At 72.1% G+C, this 18,057-nt stretch carries 16 protein-coding genes; 14 read left to right on the top strand and 2 right to left on the bottom strand.

Annotation, left to right across the window (positions count from 1 at the left end):
* Window positions 1-48 precede the first annotated feature (48 nt).
* The 3 genes from FPV26_RS04820 (at window position 49) to FPV26_RS04810 (ending at window position 2,541) form a co-directional block, all read left to right on the top strand.
* Window positions 49-294, top strand: coding sequence for a type B 50S ribosomal protein L31 (locus FPV26_RS04820; RefSeq protein WP_147652585.1), 246 nt, complete (start codon window positions 49-51; stop codon window positions 292-294).
* A gap of 274 nt (window positions 295-568) precedes the next feature.
* Window positions 569-1,864 carry a citrate synthase gene (locus FPV26_RS04815; RefSeq protein WP_147652612.1) on the top strand — a complete coding sequence of 432 codons (1,296 nt, stop codon included), beginning with the start codon at window positions 569-571 and terminating at the stop codon, window positions 1,862-1,864.
* Window positions 1,865-1,869: 5 nt separating this feature from the next.
* Entirely contained in the window at window positions 1,870-2,541 is a 672-nt protein-coding gene (locus FPV26_RS04810; protein WP_147652584.1) for a hypothetical protein, read from the top strand.
* Here the strand turns inward: FPV26_RS04810 and FPV26_RS04805 are convergent.
* Window positions 2,520-3,182, bottom strand: a complete 663-nt coding sequence (locus FPV26_RS04805) for a hypothetical protein (protein ID WP_147652583.1) — start codon at window positions 3,180-3,182, stop codon at window positions 2,520-2,522. The genes FPV26_RS04810 and FPV26_RS04805 overlap by 22 nt on opposite strands.
* Window positions 3,183-3,257: 75 nt before the next feature.
* Complete coding sequence (locus tag FPV26_RS04800) at window positions 3,258-5,744, bottom strand: penicillin-binding protein 1A (RefSeq protein WP_147652582.1); 2,487 nt, start codon at window positions 5,742-5,744, stop codon at window positions 3,258-3,260.
* 222 nt (window positions 5,745-5,966) lie between these two features.
* Between FPV26_RS04800 and FPV26_RS04795 the strand changes: the two genes are divergently transcribed.
* From FPV26_RS04795 to FPV26_RS04745, 11 genes are all read left to right on the top strand, one after another.
* Window positions 5,967-7,025, top strand: coding sequence for a pilus assembly protein PilM (locus tag FPV26_RS04795; RefSeq protein WP_147652581.1), 1,059 nt, complete (start codon window positions 5,967-5,969; stop codon window positions 7,023-7,025).
* Complete coding sequence (locus FPV26_RS04790; protein WP_147652580.1) at window positions 7,025-7,705, top strand: PilN domain-containing protein; 681 nt, start codon at window positions 7,025-7,027, stop codon at window positions 7,703-7,705. The genes FPV26_RS04795 and FPV26_RS04790 overlap by 1 nt, the downstream gene beginning before the upstream one ends.
* Window positions 7,702-8,391 (top strand): type IV pilus inner membrane component PilO, encoded by a 690-nt coding sequence (locus FPV26_RS04785; RefSeq protein ID WP_147652579.1) that lies wholly within the window; start codon window positions 7,702-7,704, stop codon window positions 8,389-8,391. Before FPV26_RS04790 ends, FPV26_RS04785 begins: the two co-directional genes overlap by 4 nt.
* Window positions 8,392-8,411: 20 nt before the next feature.
* On the top strand, window positions 8,412-8,930 hold the full coding sequence (locus tag FPV26_RS04780) for a pilus assembly protein PilP (protein WP_147652611.1): 519 nt from the start codon (window positions 8,412-8,414) through the stop codon (window positions 8,928-8,930).
* A gap of 15 nt (window positions 8,931-8,945) precedes the next feature.
* Window positions 8,946-10,931: a type IV pilus secretin PilQ gene (locus FPV26_RS04775; protein WP_147652578.1), complete on the top strand. Its 1,986-nt coding sequence runs from the start codon at window positions 8,946-8,948 to the stop codon at window positions 10,929-10,931.
* A 126-nt stretch (window positions 10,932-11,057) separates the two neighbouring features.
* Window positions 11,058-12,050 (top strand): AAA family ATPase, encoded by a 993-nt coding sequence (locus FPV26_RS04770; protein ID WP_147652577.1) that lies wholly within the window; start codon window positions 11,058-11,060, stop codon window positions 12,048-12,050.
* Between the two features lie 239 nt (window positions 12,051-12,289).
* The gene (locus FPV26_RS04765) at window positions 12,290-13,225 is read left to right on the top strand and encodes a DUF58 domain-containing protein (RefSeq protein WP_246109211.1); all 936 of its coding nucleotides are present in this window, start codon (window positions 12,290-12,292) and stop codon (window positions 13,223-13,225) included.
* On the top strand, window positions 13,225-13,674 hold the full coding sequence (locus tag FPV26_RS04760) for a DUF4381 family protein (RefSeq protein ID WP_147652576.1): 450 nt from the start codon (window positions 13,225-13,227) through the stop codon (window positions 13,672-13,674). Before FPV26_RS04765 ends, FPV26_RS04760 begins: the two co-directional genes overlap by 1 nt.
* Complete coding sequence (locus FPV26_RS04755; RefSeq protein WP_147652575.1) at window positions 13,671-14,678, top strand: vWA domain-containing protein; 1,008 nt, start codon at window positions 13,671-13,673, stop codon at window positions 14,676-14,678. Before FPV26_RS04760 ends, FPV26_RS04755 begins: the two co-directional genes overlap by 4 nt.
* Complete coding sequence (locus FPV26_RS04750; protein WP_147652574.1) at window positions 14,675-16,435, top strand: tetratricopeptide repeat protein; 1,761 nt, start codon at window positions 14,675-14,677, stop codon at window positions 16,433-16,435. Before FPV26_RS04755 ends, FPV26_RS04750 begins: the two co-directional genes overlap by 4 nt.
* Window positions 16,432-18,054 carry a BatD family protein gene (locus FPV26_RS04745; RefSeq protein ID WP_147652573.1) on the top strand — a complete coding sequence of 541 codons (1,623 nt, stop codon included), beginning with the start codon at window positions 16,432-16,434 and terminating at the stop codon, window positions 18,052-18,054. The genes FPV26_RS04750 and FPV26_RS04745 overlap by 4 nt, the downstream gene beginning before the upstream one ends.
* Window positions 18,055-18,057 lie beyond the last annotated feature (3 nt).

The raw sequence follows: 18,057 nt of genomic DNA, 5'->3' as shown, positions 1-18,057 counted from the left end.
GGCGGCCGCTATAATGCCGCGCTTTCCCTTGCAGACCCGGTGGCAGCCATGAAGGCCGGCATCCATCCCGAATACCGCGACGTCGTCTTCCTGGACGTGACGTCGGACTTCAAGATCCTGACCCGCTCGACCCTCTCCAGCAAGGAGACGATCCAGTGGGAGGACGGCAACACCTATCCGCTGATCAAGGTCGAAATCTCCTCGGCCTCGCACCCGTTCTACACCGGGCAGCACAAGATCGTGGACACCAGCGGCCGCGTGGACAAGTTCCGCAAGCGCTACGCGCAGAAGTGATCCCCGGCGCGTCCGCGGCTCGCGGACGCCCGCCAGGCCGGCTCCGGCCGGCAGCTTTCCGGACACAGCCCGCCCCTCGGCGGGCTGTGCCGTTTCCGGCCGCCGCGCACGGCCGCGGAACGCATCGGACCAAAGTCGCAGGGCGCGGCGCGGAACGCCTGTGCGATAATTCGCGCTTTCCGCGGTCGCCGCGGACATCCCCACCCACCCCCTGGCGCCCCCGTCGGCTCCGGCCCCGGGCGCGCCCGCTGCCGAGGAATGCGCCGTGTCCGATGTGAAAACGCCCGCCTTCGACCAGGTCACGCTCAACGCCGAGGACAAGGCGGTGACCCTGCCGGTGCAGACCCCGGTCCTGGGCCAGCCGTGCATCGACATCGGCAAGCTGCCGAAGGAAACCGGCTGCTTCACCTACGACCCCGGCTTCACCGCCACCGCCAGCTGCAAGTCCGCGATCACCTACATCGACGGCGACGCCGGCGTGCTGCTGTACCGCGGCTACCCGATCGAGCAGCTCGCCGAGCGGTCGAGCTTCCTCGAGGTCGCGTACCTGCTGATGCACGGCGAGCTGCCGTCCCGCGAGCAGTTCGCGAAGTTCGAGCACGAGGTCACGCATCACACGATGATGCACGAGGCCTTCCGCACCTTCCTGTACGGGTTCCGCCACGACGCGCACCCGATGGCGATGCTGGTGGGCATGCTCGGCTCGATGGCGAGCTTCTACCACAACACGCTCGACCTCGACGACGCCGAGCAGCGGCGCATGGCCGCGATCCGCCTGATCGCGAAGGTGCCGACCATCGCCGCGGCCTGCTACCGCTACTCGATCGGCTGGCCGATCCGCTATCCGAAGAACAACCTCGAGTACACCACGCGCTTCCTGCACATGATGAAGGAAGTGCCGAGCGAGCCGCTGGAGCTCAACCCGGTCGCGGCCAAGGCGCTCGACCTGCTGTTCATCCTGCACGCCGACCACGAGCAGAACGCCTCCACCTCGACCGTGCGCCTGGTCGGTTCCACCGGCGCCAATCCGTACGCGTGCGTGGCCGCCGGCGTGGCCGCGCTGTGGGGGCCGGCGCACGGCGGCGCCAACGAGGCCGTGCTCAAGATGCTCGAGGAGATCGGCCGCCCGGAGAACGTCGGCTCGGCCGTGGCCAGGGCCAAGGACAAGGAGTCCGGGTTCCGCCTGATGGGCTTCGGCCACCGCGTGTACAAGAACTTCGACCCGCGCGCCAGGATCATCCGCGCGATGTGCCACAAGGTGCTGGCCGAGCTCGGCATCAACGACCCGCTGCTGGAAGTGGCGATGCGCCTGGAGGAGGCGGCGCTGAAGGACGAGTACTTCATCCAGCGCAAGCTGTACCCGAACGTGGACTTCTACAGCGGCATCATCTACAAGGCGCTGGGCATCCCGACCGAGATGTTCACGGTGATGTTCGCGATCGCGCGCACCGCCGGCTGGGTCTCGCACTGGCTCGAGCAGCAGACCGACCCGGAGGCCAAGATCGGCCGGCCGCGCCAGATCTACACCGGCCACGCAGGACGCGACTACCTGGCCCTCGACCAGCGCTGAAGGCGATGCGTGCCCGCGTCGAGCCGATGTCGAAGCCGCGGCCAGGCCGCGGCTTCGTGCGTTCAGGGGCGGCGCTGCGCGGGACGGTGCATGCCTCGGGACCGGGATTCTCGCGCTTGAAGTGGCTGGTCTATGCCCTGCTCGCCGGCAACGTGGCGCTGTACGCGCGCCACGGCACGTCCAGCGAGCTGCTCGACACCGCCGCCTGGCTGGTGCTGTTGCTGCTGTTCGAGTGGGAAACCGGCGGCTGGCCGCTGCCCGGCCGGATGCGACCGGTGCTGCACGGCATCCGTGCGGTGGCGTCGGTGGCGGTGGTGTGGGCGTGCATCGGCTATGCGCGCGAGGCCGCCTGGCTCGATTTCGCCAATGCGCTGGCCTGGCTGGGCGTGGTCGGCGTGCTCGAACTCGAGGTGCGCCTGCCGCCGCAGGCGCTGCGCCTGCACCGGATCCGGCGCGCGCTGGCGTTGCTGCTGTACGCACTGCTGGCGGCGTTTGCGGCGGCCTGGGTGGTGATCGGGCTGCGCGGCGGCACCGATCCGGGGTCGGCCTGGCTCGACGCATGGGATGCGCTGCTGTGGCTGGTCGCCTTCGTCGCGATCGAGCTCAACGTGTTCCGCTTCGGCAGCGCACCGGTCGCGGGGCCGGCACGCGTCGCTCAGTCGCTGCGCAGCTCGTAGTCCGCGATTTCCTCGTCGGTCAGCAGCTGGCGCAGCTGCGCCAGCGAGGCGCGCCGCATCGGCCTTTCGTCGATGCCCGACAGCGGCGCCTGGCGCAGCGCGGCGCGCGGCAGCACGGTCAGGTCGAAGGCCAGGTCCTCGGCGGTGAACAGCCACACCGGGAAGTCGCCGCCGCGCTCGCGGTCCAGGCGCACCCGGCGGAAGCGCGACTCGGCCGGGATGCCGTGCTGGGCGAGGTGGCGCGCGACCGCCTCCGGATCGTCGGCGTACAACTGCAGCTGCACCGGCGAATGCGCGTCGGCGGTGCCCTCCAGCACCGGCCCCACCAGGCGCGGCTCGAACACGGCGAAGAACTCCAGCGCGCGCAGCGCGGCCTCGCGCCGCCGGCGCACCTCCGCCGCCTGCGCCCCGCCCTGGAACAGGCGCTGGTACTCGCGCAGGGCCTCGTCGATCTCGCGGTTGCGCGGCAGCGAGGCGTCGTCGTGGATGCCCAGGCGCTGCGCGGCCTTGAGCTTGGCCTGGTGGTAGTCGCGGATGCCGCCCTCGGCCATCAGCCGGGCCGCCTCGTGGGCCAGGCGCTGGCGCCGCTCGCGGACGCGGGTCACGGCGTGCAGGTGGGCATGGTGACGGGCGTGTCGCATCGCGCGTCCCTCCGGTCGGACCCGGGGGCACTCTAGCACTCCCGGGCGGGGGCGGGCGGGCCGGCGCCAGGCCGCTCAGAAGATGTCGAACGCCTCCTCGTCCGGCACTTCGCCTTCCTCCAGACCGTAGTCCACCGCGCTCTCCATACGCTCGAGATCCTCGGCCTTGACCCATTCCAGGATCCCGCCGCTGCCGCCCGGCAACAGCTGGCCGCCGGCGCCGACCGCGACCTGGACCATGCCCTCGGGCGGCACCAGCTCGGCCACGGGCCGCCCGTCCAGCGCCACCCGCATGTAGTCGATCCAGATCGGCAGCGCGGCCTTGCCGCCGTACTCGCGGTAGCCGAGCGACTTGAAGTCGTCGCGGCCGACCCAGACGGTGGTGACGATGTGGTCGCCGAAGCCGGAGAACCAGGCGTCGCGGTGCTCGTTGGTGGAGCCGGTCTTGCCGCCCACGTCCTCGCGGCCGAGCACCCGCGCGGGGGTGCCGGTGCCGCGCTTGACCACATCGCGCATCATCGAGACCAGCTGGAAGGCCACCCGCTCGTCGATCGCGCGCGGGGCGAGCCGGGCGCCCTCGGGCAGGGTGGCGGTGCGGCGCACTGCCGGCTGCGCGGCAGGCTGGGCGGCGGTGGGCGTCGGCCCCAGGTCGAAGCCGTCCACGACCGTCGAGGCCGCCTGCGCGGGCTGGCCGCCGCTGCCGGCGCAGCCGCGGCAGGCCACCGCCGGGGTTTCCTTGAACACCAGCTTGCCGTTGCGGTCGCGCACCTCGGCGATCACCCACGGGGTGATGCGGAAGCCGCCGTTGACGAACACCGCGTAGCCGCGCGCCCAGTCCAGCGGCGGCAGCGAGGCGGTGCCCAGCGACATGGACAGGTTCGGCGGCAGCTGGTCCTCGGCGAAGCCGAAATGGCTGATGTAGCGGCGCGCATAGTCCACCCCGATCGCGTCCAGCAACCGCACCGAGACCAGGTTGCGCGACTGCACCAGCGCCTCGCGCAGGCGCATCGGGCCGGCGAAGTTGCCGGTGTCGTTCTGCGGACGCCACAGGTGGCCGCGGCGGTCGCGGAACACCACCGGCGCGTCGAGCACGACCGAGGCCGGGTTGAAGCCGCGCTCGAACGCGGCCGCGTACAGGAACGGCTTGAAGCTCGAACCCGGCTGCCGTCGCGCCTGGACGGCGCGGTTGAACTTGCTCTGGGCGAAGCTGAAGCCGCCCACCAGCGCCTGCAGCGCGCCGGTGTCGGCGTCGAGCGAAACCAGCGCGGCCTGCGCGCGCGGCACCTGCTCCAGCTGCCAGCGCGGTTCGGCGTCGGGCTGCGGCTTGCCATCCTTGCCGAGCGCTGCTGGCGCACGCCGCACCCGCACCACGTCCCCGCGCGCGAGCAGCGCGCCGGGGCTGCGGCCGGTCCACTGGCTGGCCTCGGGGCCGAGGGTGATGGTGTCGCCGCTGGCCAGCAGCAGTTGTGCGCCGCTGCCGGCAGTCGAGAGGACCAGCGCCGGCTGCAGCCCGCCCAGCACCGGCAGCTTGCGCAGTTCGGCGCGCAGCTGCTCCGGGGTGGCGTCGGCCGCGATCTCGAGCCGCTGTTCCGGGCCGCGCCAGCCGCGGCGGTGTTCGTACACCAGCAGGCCGTCGATCACCGCCCGCTGCGCGGCCGCCTGCAGCTTCGGGTCGATGGTGGTGGTGACGTGGTAGCCGCGGGTCAGCACGTCGCCGCCGAAGCGCTCGACCATCTGCTGGCGCACCATCTCGGCCACGTACGGCGCATGGACCTCGATCGGCGGCTCGTGCGGCGCGGCGTGCATCGGCACCGCGCGCGCGGCGGCCTCCTCGGCGCGGGTGACGTAGCCCAGCTCGCGCATGCGCTGCAGCACGTAGTCGCGGCGGATGCGGGCCCGCTCCGGATTGGTGATCGGGTTGCCGCTGGAGGGGAACTTCGGGATCGAGGCCAGCGTCGCTGCCTCGTCCAGGGTCAGTTGGTCCAGGGTCTTGCCGTAATAGAACTCGGCCGCCGCGGCCACGCCGTAGGCGCGGTTGCCGAAGAAGCTCTTGTTCAGGTAGAGCTCGAAGATCTCGTCCTTGGTCAGCTCCCGCTCCATCCGGATCGCGAGCAGCATCTCGGCCAGCTTGCGCGTGTAGCTGTACTCCGAGCTCAGGTAGAACTGGCGCGCCACCTGCTGGGTGATGGTCGAGCCGCCCGGCACGCGCCTGTCGTCGGTGGTCAGCAGCAGCCAGACCGCGCGCGCCACACCCTTGTAGTCCACGCCGTGATGCTTGTAGAAGCGGGCGTCCTCGATTGCGATGAAGGCCTGCTTGACCCGCGCCGGGACCCGCTCGATCTCGACCGGGTAGCGGCGGGTCTCGCCGAACAGGGCCATCAGCTTCCCGTCGCGGGAGTAGACGTACAACGGCTCCTGCAGCTCGACGTTGCGCAGTCCCTTCACGTCGGGCAGCTTGGGCGCGATCACCAGGTACAGCAGGCCCAGGGCCAGGGCACCCAGCACCGCCGCGCCGGCGCACGCGATCAGTGCCCAGCGCAGCACACGACGAAGACGGGACATCGGCACGATTCGATTGCGGGGGATCCGGGGGCGGAGTATAGAGGAGGCGACCGGTGGGGCCGGCCGCGTCCGGAACGGCGATCCGGCCGCGTTAGCGGGGTAATGACGGGGAAGGGGAGGGCGCCGCCGGTGGCGGGGTGGGTTGCCAGCCCGGGCAAAGTCCGATATTTAATGTTCCGGGGCACGTTGTGCGCGTAAGCGCCCGTGGGAAGGGGAGAAACCGTGGGACTGATCACAAAAAGCCAGCCGCCCTTGATCGGCGTCGACATCAGCTCGACCGCGGTCAAGCTGCTCCAGCTCTCCCGTGCCGGGAACCGTTACCGGGTCGAGCATTACGCGGTCGAGCCGCTGCCCCCGAACGCGGTGGTCGAGAAGAACATCGTCGAGGTCGAGGCGGTGGGCGAGGCGATCAAGCGCGCCGTCGCCCGCTCCGGAACCCGCGCCAAATACGCCGCCGCCGCGGTCGCGGGTTCGGCGGTGATCACCAAGATCATCCCGATGCCGGCCGACCTCGACGACGACGAGATGGAGGCCCAGGTCGAACTCGAGGCGGTCAACTACATTCCCTACCCGATCGAGGAAGTGAACCTCGACTTCGAGGTGCTCGGGCCGATGCCCGGCAACGCCGAGATGGTGCAGGTGCTGCTCGCGGCCTCGCGCACCGAGAACGTCGAGGCGCGGGTGTCCGCGCTGGAACTCGGCGGCCTGACCGCGAAGGTGATGGACGTGGAGGCCTTCGCGATCGAGAACGCCTTCGCCCTGCTCGCCGAGAGCCTGTCCGCCCCGCGCGACGGGATCATCGCCCTGGTGGACACGGGCGCGACCATGACCACCCTCAACATCCTGCGCAACGGCCGCAGCATCTACAGCCGCGAGCAGGTGTTCGGCGGCAAGCAGCTCACCGACGAGGTGATGCGCCGTTACGGCCTGAGCTACGAGGAGGCCGGCCTGGCCAAGCGCCAGGGCGGCCTGCCCGAGAGCTACGAGGTCGAGGTGCTCGAGCCGTTCAAGGAAGCGATGGTGCAGCAGGTCAGCCGCCTGCTGCAGTTCTTCTACGCCGGCAGCGAATTCAACCGCGTGGACCAGATCGTGCTCGCCGGCGGCTGTGCCTCCATCCGCGGCATCGCCGACATGGTCGAGGAGCAACTCGGCGTGCCGACGGTGGTCGCCAACCCGCTGGCGCAGATGACCCTCGGCCCGCGCGTGCAGGCACACGCCCTCGCCCAGGACGCCCCGGCCCTGATGATCGCCGCAGGTTTGGCCCTGAGGAGCTTCGACTGATGGCCCGGATCAACCTCCTCCCCTGGCGCGCCGAACGCCGCAAGCAACGGCAGCGGGAATTCGGCCTGATGCTCGGCCTCAGCGCCCTGGCCGCGGTGGCGATCTCGTTTTTGATCGTCGGCTTCCACAAGGCCCAGATCGAGGGCCAGAACGAGCGCAACGCCTACCTGCGCGACCAGATCGCGCAGGTGGACGCGGCGATCAAGGAGATCGAGGCGCTCGACGAGAAGAAGGCCAAGCTGCTGGCCCGCAAGGAAGTGATCGAGCAGCTGCAGGCCAACCGCTCGCAGATGGTGCACCTGTTCGACTCCCTGGTGCGCACCATTCCCGACGGCGTGGCGCTGACCTCGATCAAGCAGGAAGGCGAGATGCTCACGCTCGAGGGACGTTCGCAATCGAATGCGCGTGTGAGTACCTACATGCGGAACCTCGAGGGCTCCGGCTGGATGGTGAGCCCCGAGCTGTCGGTGATCGAGGCCAAGGCCGGAAACGAGGCCTTGCCCTACCAGTTCATCCTGACGGTGAAGCTGGCCAACCCGAACGCACCGAAGGACCTGGACGGTGACGGCCAGCCCGATCCGGTGCCGCAGACGCCGGCCGAAGCCGCTCCGGCCCCCCCCGCCGCGCCCGCACAACAACCGGCGCCCGCCGCCCAGGCCCCTGCAGGAGCGACGCCGTGAACCAGAAAAAGAAGCAAATCCGGCTCAAGGACCTGGACTTCAACAACATCGGGTCCTGGCCGCAGCAGTACAAGCTCGCCTTCTGCGCCATCGTCGGCGTGGTCATCATCGGCCTGGCCTGGTACCTGTTCGTCCGCGGCCAGCGGCAGGAGCTCGCCGGTCTGGAGGCCCAGGAGCGCGAGCTGCGCGCCGAATTCGAGACCAAGCAGGGCCGTGCCGCGAACCTCGAGCCGCTGAAGCTGCAGCTGGCGCAGATGGAGCAGCAGCTGCAGCAGATGCTGCGCCAGCTGCCGAGCAAGACCGAGATGCCGGATCTGATCGTGGACATCTCGCAGACCGCGCTTGCCACCGGCATCCAGAACGAGCTGTTCCAGCCCGGTCCGGAAGTGCCCAAGGAGTTTTACGCGGAAAAGCCGATCCAGCTGCGCATGGTCGGCACCTACCACCAGTTCGGCGCGTTCGTGAGCGGCGTGGCTTCGCTGCCGCGGGTGGTGATCATGACCATGCATGACATCTCGCTGAAGCCGAAGGGGGTCCAGCCCGGCGCCAGGATCGGCCCGAACAGCAGCCTGGAGCTGTCCGGCACGGTGAAGACCTACCGCTACCTCGACGAGGAAGAAACCGCGGACACCGGCGGTGCCCGGCCTGCGTCGTCGGGGGCGGCGCCCGCCCAGGGAGGAGCCTGAAGATGGAAGCGTCCGCAATCATGCGTCCGCTGCTGCTCGCCACGCTGGCGTTGTCGCTGGCCGCCTGCACCCGCGGCGTGACCAGCACTTACGGCGATGCTCCCAACCTGGAGAAGTGGGTGGCGGAGATCAAGGCGCGCCCCGCGCCGCCGCTCGAGCCGCTGCCGGTCATGCAGCAGTTCGAGACCTTCGAGTACGCCGCACAGGATCTGCGCGATCCCTTCAGCCAGGTGTTCAGCGATTCCAGCGGCGGCAGCGGCCCGCGTCCCGACCCGAACCGCCCGAAACAGCCGCTCGAGCAGTTCCCGCTCGACAGTCTCGACATGGTCGGCACGCTCGGCAGCGGCAGTGGACTGGTGGGGCTGGTGATGGCGCCGGATCGTGTGACCTACCGGGTCCGGCCCGGGGTGTACATGGGGCAGAACGACGGCCGCGTCACCGCCGTCTTCGAAGATCGGATCGAACTCGTGGAACTGGTGCCGGATGGCGCGGGCGGATGGCTGGAGCGTCCCGCTTCGGTTGCGCTCGAAGATCAATGAGTGGGGGATAGCACGATGACCGTCAACAACGCCAACAATCAGCGGCCGGCTCGGCGTCCCAAGCCCATGCACGCCGGAGCCCTCGGGATTGCGATCGGTCTGCTGGCCACGCTCGGATCGGCCGGTGCCGCCTCGCCAGGCGGGTTCATCGCCCAGGCCGGCACGGTCGCGACTCCGGCCGATCCGGCGAAGGAAGTGCCCGGCGCGATCACCGTCTCCAACGTGGACTTCAAACGGGGCGATGGCGGGGCGGGCCGGCTGAGCCTGCGCTTCAGCGGTACTGGCGCGGCGCCCGACCTGCGTACCGAGGGCTCGCGCGTGATCGTGGATCTCGGTGCCGTCAAGCTTCCGGCTTCGCTGCAGAAGGCGCTCAACGTCACCGACTTTGCGACGCCGGTGCAGCGCATCGACCCCATGGTCGGCAGCGGCGGCACCCGCCTGGTGCTGAGCACGAAGGGCGCCTTCGAGTCGCTCGCCTACCAGACCGGCAACGAGTACGTGGTCGAGATCGTGCCGCGCGCCACGACACCGGCCAAGGCGGTGGGCGCTTCCATCGCGGTGATGGGCCAGGCCGGCGGCGCCGAGGCAGTGCGCGCCTACAGCGGCCGCCCCGTCACCTTCAACTTCCAGGACGTGCCGGTGCGCACGGTGCTGCAGCTGATCGCGGAGGAGTCCGGGCTCAACATCGTCGCCTCCGACACGGTCAGCGGCAACGTCACCCTGCGCCTGGTCAACGTGCCCTGGGACCAGGCGCTGGACATCATCCTGCGCGCCAAGGGCCTGGACAAGCGTCGCGACGGCAACGTGGTGTGGGTGGCTCCGCAGGAGGAGCTGGCCCGGTACGAGCAGAGCAAGGAGGACGCGCGGATCGCGATCGAGAACCGTGCGGAGATGGTCACCGAATACATCCCGGTCAGCTACGGCAATGCCGAGGAGATCGCCAAGCTGCTCACCGACGAAAGCAAGACCGGGCAGGGCGGCGGCGGCGCGGGCGGGGTCGTGGCCCAGAGTCGCGGATTCCTCTCGCCGCGCGGCAGCATCAGCTTCGACCGCCGCACCAACACGATGCTGGTCATTGACATCCCCTCGCGCGTGGCCGAGATCAAGCGCCTGGTGTCGCTGCTCGACAAGCCGGTGGACCAGGTGCTGATCGAGGCGCGGATCGTGATCGCGAGCGAATCGTTCGCACGTGAGCTGGGCGCCAAGTTCGGCATCAGCGGCAACAAGGACAACACCTATTACAGCGGCAATCTCGATGCCAACACCGAGAACCGCAATTCGGACGCCGACACCGATATCGCGAATGCCAACCTGATCCGCGAGTGGCTGATCGCGCGCCAGACCGATCCGACCCTGCCCCCTCCCATCCTGCAGAACTCGACGATCACCCGTGGGCTGAACGTGAACCTGCCCGTGGTGAATGCGGCCGGATCGCTCGCGCTGTCCATCCTGAACGCGGGCTACCTGCTCGACATCGAGCTGTCCGCCCTGCAGGAAGAGGGTCGCGGCGAAGTGATCTCGAATCCGCGCATCGTCACCAGCAACCAGAAGGAAGCGGTCATCCGTCAAGGCCAGGAAGTGGGTTACGTGACCATCGCCCCGCAGCAGGGCGGTACCGCGATCCCGATTCCCAACGTGCAGTTCAAGGATGTGCTGCTTGAACTCAAGGTGACCCCCACGATCACCCACGACGGCCGGGTGTTCCTGAACATGGCGGTGAAGAAGGACGAGATCCAGGGTTTCGTCAATACGTCGATCGGCGACGTGCCGCAGATCAACAAGCGCGAGGTGAACACCGCGGTTCTGATCCAGGACGGGCAGACGGTGGTGATCGGCGGCGTGTACGAATTCCGCGACCGCAGCGACGTGACCAAGGTGCCGTTCCTGGGAGACCTGCCGATCCTCGGCAACCTGTTCAAGAAGAAGGGGCGGAGCAAGGAGAAGGCCGAGTTGCTCATCTTCATCACGCCCAAGGTCATGCGCGTGGCCCAGCGCGACTGAGGCCGGCAACCGGCAGTGTGTCGCACCCGACGGGGGCCTTGGGCCCCCGTCGCCGTTTTCGGGTTGAACTCCACCCGGGGGAATGGGTCAAACTCGTCCCCCGACAGTGGTTGCCGGAGCCCCCGGATGGACAGTGGGACATCGCGCGGCGAGGACCTGCATGCCGCGTTCCGCGAGCTGCGCGAGGCGCTGTCGGCCGAGATCGTCGGCCAGGGGGCGCTGATCGAGCGGCTGCTGATCGCGCTGCTCGCCGACGGGCACCTGCTGGTCGAGGGCGCGCCCGGGCTGGCCAAGACCAGCGCGGTGCGGGCGCTGGCGGCGCGGCTGGACGCCGGCTTCGCGCGGGTCCAGTTCACGCCCGACCTGCTGCCGGCCGACCTCACCGGGACCGAAGTCTGGCGCCCGCAGGACGGGCGCTTCGAGTTCCAGCCCGGCCCGATCTTCCATCCGCTGCTGCTCGCCGACGAGATCAACCGCGCGCCGGCCAAGGTGCAGTCGGCGCTGCTGGAGGCGATGGGCGAACGCCAGGTGACGGTGGGGCGGCACACCTATCCGCTGCCGCCGCTGTTCCTGGTGATGGCCACCCAGAACCCGATCGAGCAGGAGGGCACCTTCCCGCTGCCCGAGGCGCAGCTCGACCGCTTCCTGATGTACGTGCGCATCGGCTATCCGGAGGCCGCGGCCGAGGCGGAGATCCTGCGCCTGGCGCGGGAGCGGGCGCGGCAGGCGCTGCAGGCGGCGCCGGCGCCGGTGGTGCGGATGCCGCAGGCGCACGTGTTCGCCGCGCGCACGGCGGTGCTCGACGTGCATCTGGCGCCCGCGCTCGAACGCTACCTGATCGAACTGGTGCTGGCCTCGCGCGATGCGCGCCGCTACGACGAGGCGCTGGCACGGCGCATCGCCTGGGGCGCAAGCCCGCGCGGCTCGATCGCGCTCGAACGCTGCGCCCGTGCCCGTGCCTGGCTGGCCGGGCGCGATTTCGTCACTCCCGACGACGTGCTGGCGGTCGCCCCGGACGTGCTCCGCCACCGCATCCTGCCCAGCTACGAGGCCACCGCCGAAGGCTGGGACGGCGAGCGGCTGGTGCAGGAGCTGCTGGCGAAGGTGCCGCTGCCGTGACTGCGCAGGCATCGGCCACGGATTGACACGGATGGATACGAACCGTGCGAGGAAACATCGTCCCCTCGGACAGGATCCGGGCAGATGCCTGTTCCACGGTTGGCATTTCCGGGCCCGCGTCTTCGCAGGAACGATGATGCGCCCGTGCGACGCGCCGCCGATGCTGCGACAGACTTCCACCGCTGCGTCGCCGACCGCTCCCGATCCGTGTCCATCCGTGTAGATCCGTGGCGAAAAAAATTTCCCCGCCCGTCCCGACCAAACGCCAGGCGCCGGCCGAAGGCGACGGCGTGCGGCCGACGCTGGCCGAGTTGCTGGCGCTGCGCAGTGCGGCGCAGGGGCGGCGCGGGGCGCGGCGCGGGCGCTACGGGCCGGCGGGGCAGGCGCCCTCGCCAGTGCGCGGGCGCGGGATGGAGTACGCCGAGTCGCGCGAGTACGTGCCCGGCGACGACGTGCGCCACATCGACTGGCGCCTGACCGCACGCACCGGCCGCGCGCACACCAAGCTGTTCCAGGCCGAGCGCGAGCGGTTGACGCTGCTGGTGGCCGACACCAGCGCGGCGCTGTACGTGGGCACGCGGGTGCGGTTCAAATCGGTGCAAGCCGCGCGCGCCGGGGCGGTGGCGGCGTGGGCGGCGGTGCGCGACGGCGACCGCGTCGCGGCCCTGCGCGGCAGCCTGCGCGAGGCGCCGGTGCCGCCGGGCGCCGGCCCGCGCGGGGCGCTGCGCGTGCTCGATGCGCTGGTGCGCTGGTACGCCGCGCCGCCGGCCGAGGACGCGGGCCTGGGCGTCGCCCTGGACCATGCGGCACGTCTGTTGCGTCCCGGTTCGCGGCTGCTGGTGCTGGCCGATGCCGCCAGCCTGGCGGCGGTGCCCGAACGGCGCTGGGCGGCGTTGACCGCGCATGGCGAGGTGACGGTGTTGCTGCTGACCGATCCGCTCGAGACCGCGCCGCCCGCGGCCTTGCTGCCGTTCGCCACCGACGCCGGCCGGATCGAGATCGACCTGGGCGATGCTGCGGTGCGCCAGCGCTGGCGCGAGACCTTCGTCGTGCCGGTGCAGCGCGCCGAACAGGCGTTGCGCGCGCGGCGGGTGCGGGTGGCGACGCTGCCGGGCGACGCGCCGAGCGAGCAGTGGCTGGCGTTGTGGGGGCATCGGCTGGCGGGAGCGGCGTGATGGACGGTGTGGTGCTGCGCGACATCCACCAGCCGCCGGCGCCGCCCTGGTGGCCGCCGGCGCCGGGCTGGTGGCTGCTCGCTGCGCTGGGGCTGCTGGCGCTGGGCGCGTGGGCCTGGCGGTATTGGCGCCGGCGGCGCCATTGCCGCGCGGTCGCGGCGCTGTTCGACGAGACGCTGGCGCAGGCGCCGACGCCCGCGGCGCAGATTGCGGCGATGTCGGAGCTGCTGCGTCGCGCCGCGCGCCGGGTGGATCCCGCCGCCGACCGCCTGCGCGGCGAGGACTGGCTGCGTTTCCTCGATGCCGGCGTCGAGCCGCCGCGCTTTGCCGGTGAACCCGGGCGTCTGCTGCTCGAGGGCGGCTTCCGGCGCGAGGCCGATGCCGCGGCGGTGGCGCGCCTGCGCGAACTGGCCCGCGCGCGCTATCTGGACTGGATGGGCGCGCGATGAACGCGCTGCAGTCCGCACTCGGGCTGTCGTCGCTGGCTTTCGCCTGGCCATGGCTGCTGGCTGCGCTGCCGTTGCCCTGGCTCGCGCGGCGCGGGTTGCCGCCCCGGCGCAGCGCCGAGGCCGCGCTGCGGGTGCCGTACGGCGCGCGCCTGCACGGCATCGCCGCCGCCCGGCGCACGGCCGGCGGCGGCGCGCGGCTCGCGGCGCTGTGGCTGGCATGGGCGCTGCTGTGCGTGGCCGCGGCGCGGCCGCAGCAGCTCGGCGTGCCGCTGGCGCCGCCGCAGCAGGGGCGCGACCTGATGCTGGCGGTGGACCTGTCCGGGAGCATGGGCGAGGAGGACATGGAACTGGGCGGGCGCGTGGTGGACCGGCTGACCGCGGCCAAGGCCGTGATCGCCGATTTCCTGGAGCGCCGCGCCGGCGACCGCGTCGGCCTGCTCGTGTTCGGCGAACGCGCCCACCTGCTCACCCCGCTGACCGCCGACCGCGCCACGGTGCAGGCGCAGCTGCAGGCCACCGCGGTCGGCCTGGCCGGGCGCGCGACCGCGATCGGCGATGCGATCGGCCTGGCGGTCAAGCGCCTGCGCGAGCAGCGCGCCGGGCAGCGGGTGCTGATCCTGCTCACCGACGGCGTCAACACCGCCGGCCTGCTGACCCCGGACAAGGCCGCCGCGATCGCCGCCGACGAGGACGTGCGCGTGCACACCATCGCCTTCGGCGGCGAAGGTGGCGGACTGTCGCTGTTCGGCTTCCAGTTGCCGTTCGGCGGCGAGGAGATCGACGAGGCGACGCTGCAGCGCATCGCCGAACGCACCGGCGGCCGCTTCTTCCGTGCCCGCGACACCGCCTCGCTGGCCGGCATCTACGCCGAGATCGATCGGCTGGAGCCGATCGCGCGCCCGGGGCAGACGGTGCGGCCGCGCATCGAGCGCTATCCGTGGCCGCTCGGCGCGGCGATCGTCTGCGGCCTGTTCGCGGTGGCGGCCGGACGGAGGCGGCGATGAGCATCGGCGTGCTGCTGCCGCAGTTCCTGCGCCCGCACTGGTTGTGGGCGCTGGCCGCGCTGCCGCTGCTCGCCCTGTGGTGGCGGGCGCGACGCCGCCGCGGCAGCGTCTGGCGGGGCGTCGTGGATCCGCACCTGCTGCCGCACCTGCTCGACGCAGGCGAGGCGCGGCGTGCGTGGCTGGCGCCGGCGACGCTGCTGCTGGGCGCGGCGCTGGCGGTCCTGGCCCTGGCCGGGCCGTCCTGGCGCCAGGTCGAACAGCCGTTGTGGCAGTCGCGCACGCCGCTGGTGATCGCGCTGGACCTGTCCAGCGCCACGCTCGCCGGCGACCTGCCGCCCTCGCGCCTGCTGCAGGCGCGGGCCAAGCTCGCGCGGCTGCTGCAGACGCGCCGGGACGGCGAGGTGGCCCTGGTCGCCTTCGCCGACGATGCCTTCACCGTGGCGCCGCTGACCGAGGACGTGCGCAACGTGGCGCTGTTCCTCGACGCGCTGGCGCCGGACGTGATGCCGGTGGACGGGCGGCGCGTGGACCGCGCGATCGCCTGGTCGGCACGGTTGCTGGCGCAGGGCGGGCACATGCGCGGCGACATCCTGGTGCTGACCGATGCCGCCGATGCCCGCGCCCATGCCGCCGCGGCCGAAGCGGCGCGGGCGGGCTACCGCGTCCACGCCCTGGGCCTGGGGACTGCGGCGGGCAGCCTGTACCGGGACCGGGACGGTGCGGTCCGGCGCGCGGCGCTGGACGACGCCTCGCTGCGCGCCCTGGCCGCGGCGGGCGGCGGCCGCCATGCGGTGCTGCGCGCCGACGACGGCGACCTGCGCGCGCTCGGCGTGCTCGCGCCGCGTGCGGGGGAGACGGCCGCCGGCGACCGTGGCGCGCGCGCCTGGCAGGACCAGGGCTACTGGCTGCTGCCGCCGCTGATGCTGCTGGCCCTGTTCGCGTTCCGGCGCGGCGCCGCGCCGGTGCTGCTGCTGGCCTGCCTGCTGTGGCCGGCCGGGGTGTTGCAGGCGGCCGAGGGCACGCTGTGGCGGCGTGCCGACCAGGTGGCGCATGCGCGCCTGCGGGAAGGCATCGCCGCCTACCGCGCCGGCGACTACGCGCGCGCAGCCGAGCTCTGGCGGGGGCTCGAGACCGCCGATGCGCACTACAACCGCGGCAACGCGCTGGCCAGGCAGGGCCGTTACGAGGACGCCATCGCCGCCTACGACGCGGCGCTGCGGCGCGCGCCCGGCATGGCCGACGCATTGGCGAACAAGCGTGCACTGGAAGCCGCATTGCGCCGGCGCGCAGCCGCGGCGCAGGACCAAGCGCAACGCGACGGTCGGCAACAACAACGCCAGCAGGCCAAGCAGGGCGAGCAGGGCGAGCAGGGGAAGGATGGCGCCTCCGGCCAGCCACGGGCAGGGCGCGATGCGGACGCGCAGGCCGGTGCCCAGCCGCATCAGCCTGCGCCGCGCGAGGCCGGCGCGCCGCGCCGTGCCGACACCGCCCCGACACCGCCGCCGCAACCCGCCGACACCCAGGCCCAGCGTGCCGCCGACGCCGCCCAGCGCGCGCGCATGCAACGCGCGCTGCAGGCCGGCGCGAAGCCGCTGCCGCGCGCGGGCGCGGCCCCGGGCCGAGCCGAGACGCCGGCCGAACGCGAACGGCGCCTGGCCAACGAGGCCTGGCTGCGGCGCATCCCGGAGGATCCGGGTGCGCTGTTGCGCGCGCGCTTCCGGCTCGAATACGAACGCCGCCGGCTGGAGGGCGAATGACCCGCGCCGTGCTCCGCCTGCTGCTCGTCCTCGGCCTGTGCGCGGCGTTCGTCGCCCAGGCCCAGACCCGCGCCTGGCTGGACCGCGAGCGCATCGCCTTTGGCGAAACCGCCACGCTCAACGTCGAGACCGACCAGCCCACGGCGCGCCCCGACTTCGCGCCGCTGCTGCGCGATTTCGAAGTCGGCGCGCAGAGCACCCGGCGCAGCGTCGAGATCGTCAACGGCGTCACCCGCGTGCGCGTGCTGTTCGGCGTGGCGCTGCGGCCGCGGCGCGAGGGCGTGCTCGGGATCCCGCCGCTGCGGGTGGGCACGGTCACCACCGAACCCCTGGCCCTCACGGTGCTTCCGGACACCGCGCCGGCGGGCCGCGCGGGCGACACCGTGTTCGTCGAGACCGAGGTGGACGACCTCGCTCCCTACGTGCAGCAGGCGGTGGGCGTGGCGGTGCGCCTGCATGCGGCGGTGCCGCTGCTGTCGGGCCAGCTCGAGCAGCCCGCGCCCGAGGGCGCGACCCTGCAGCGCGTCGGCCAGGACCTGCAGTACTCGCGCGAGCTCGGCGGCCGCCGCTACGACGTGATCGAACGCCGCTACCTGCTGTTCCCCGAGCGCAGCGGCGAACTGCGCCTGCCCGGTGCGCGCTTCAGCGGCCAGGGCGCGGGCGGCTTCTTCGACGACCTGTTCGGCGACGCGCGCCGGGCGCTGGCCGCGAACGCCGCGCCGGCCACCCTGCAGGTGCGGCCCATCCCTGCCGATGCGCCGCTGCCCTGGCTGCCGCTGCACGCCCTGCGCCTGCGCTGGAGCACGCTGCCGCAACGCGCGCGTGCGGGCGAGGCGGCGACGGTGGTGGTGGAGGCCGTGGCCGACGGCGCCACCGCGGCGCAGCTGCCGGAGTTGCAGGTGCGGGCGGGCGATGCGCAGGTGCTGGCCGAACCGGTGCAGGCCGACATGCGCTTCGTGGACGGCCGGCCGCAGGCGACGCTGACCCGGCGTTTCGCGATCGTGCCCGCGCGCGCCGGCACGCTGCGCATCGAGGGCCCGCGCATCGGCTGGTGGAACGTGCGCGCCGACCGCGCCGAGACCGCGGGGTTGCCCACGCTCGAACTGCAGGTGCTCCCGGGCGCCGGCGTGCCCCCACCCCAACCCTCCCCCGTGAGCGGGGGAGGGAGGGCCGACGCGGTGCCGCCCGTGCCGGAACTGCCGTGGGCGCTGATTGCGGCCGGCTTCGCCGTGCTGTGGTTCGTGACCCTGCTGTGGGCGCTGCGCGAACGCACGCCTGCGCCCGCACGCGGCGACGAGGCGGTGCTGTCCACGACCATGCCGACGCCTTCCCCGGCCGCGCTTCGGCACGCGCTCGAAGCGGGCGACCTCGGCGCGATCGAGGCCGCGCTGTGCGCGCTCGCCGCCCCGCCCGTGGCCGGCCTGGACGCGCTGCAGGCGCGTCTGGCCGATCCCGCGCAACGCGCCGCGGTGCAGGCCCTGCAGCGTGCGCGCTGGGGCGGCGGCGATCCGGCCGCGGCGCGCCGGGCGCTGCGCGAGGCGTTCCGCCACGGTCCGCACTGGCAGCCGGCGCCACGGCGCGAGGCCCCGCTGCTGCCGCCGCTGTATCCGCCGGCCTGAGCG

The sequence above is a fragment of the Vulcaniibacterium gelatinicum genome (assembly GCF_008033445.1).
Classification (GTDB): Bacteria; Pseudomonadota; Gammaproteobacteria; order Xanthomonadales; family Xanthomonadaceae; genus Vulcaniibacterium_B; species Vulcaniibacterium_B gelatinicum.
Note: the sequence above shows the minus strand (reverse complement) of the source record. Positions and strands in the feature narration are given on the sequence as shown.

Coding starts and splice junctions, on each gene's coding strand:
- FPV26_RS04820 (WP_147652585.1), top strand. CDS start 49: ATGAAGGCCGGCATCCATCCCGAATACCGCGACGTCGTCTTCCTGGAC.
- FPV26_RS04810 (WP_147652584.1), top strand. CDS start 1,870: ATGCGTGCCCGCGTCGAGCCGATGTCGAAGCCGCGGCCAGGCCGCGGC.
- FPV26_RS04805 (WP_147652583.1), bottom strand. CDS start 3,182: ATGCGACACGCCCGTCACCATGCCCACCTGCACGCCGTGACCCGCGTC.
- FPV26_RS04800 (WP_147652582.1), bottom strand. CDS start 5,744: ATGTCCCGTCTTCGTCGTGTGCTGCGCTGGGCACTGATCGCGTGCGCC.
- FPV26_RS04790 (WP_147652580.1), top strand. CDS start 7,025: ATGGCCCGGATCAACCTCCTCCCCTGGCGCGCCGAACGCCGCAAGCAA.
- FPV26_RS04780 (WP_147652611.1), top strand. CDS start 8,412: ATGCGTCCGCTGCTGCTCGCCACGCTGGCGTTGTCGCTGGCCGCCTGC.
- FPV26_RS04775 (WP_147652578.1), top strand. CDS start 8,946: ATGACCGTCAACAACGCCAACAATCAGCGGCCGGCTCGGCGTCCCAAG.
- FPV26_RS04770 (WP_147652577.1), top strand. CDS start 11,058: ATGGACAGTGGGACATCGCGCGGCGAGGACCTGCATGCCGCGTTCCGC.
- FPV26_RS04760 (WP_147652576.1), top strand. CDS start 13,225: ATGGACGGTGTGGTGCTGCGCGACATCCACCAGCCGCCGGCGCCGCCC.
- FPV26_RS04755 (WP_147652575.1), top strand. CDS start 13,671: ATGAACGCGCTGCAGTCCGCACTCGGGCTGTCGTCGCTGGCTTTCGCC.
- FPV26_RS04750 (WP_147652574.1), top strand. CDS start 14,675: ATGAGCATCGGCGTGCTGCTGCCGCAGTTCCTGCGCCCGCACTGGTTG.
- FPV26_RS04745 (WP_147652573.1), top strand. CDS start 16,432: ATGACCCGCGCCGTGCTCCGCCTGCTGCTCGTCCTCGGCCTGTGCGCG.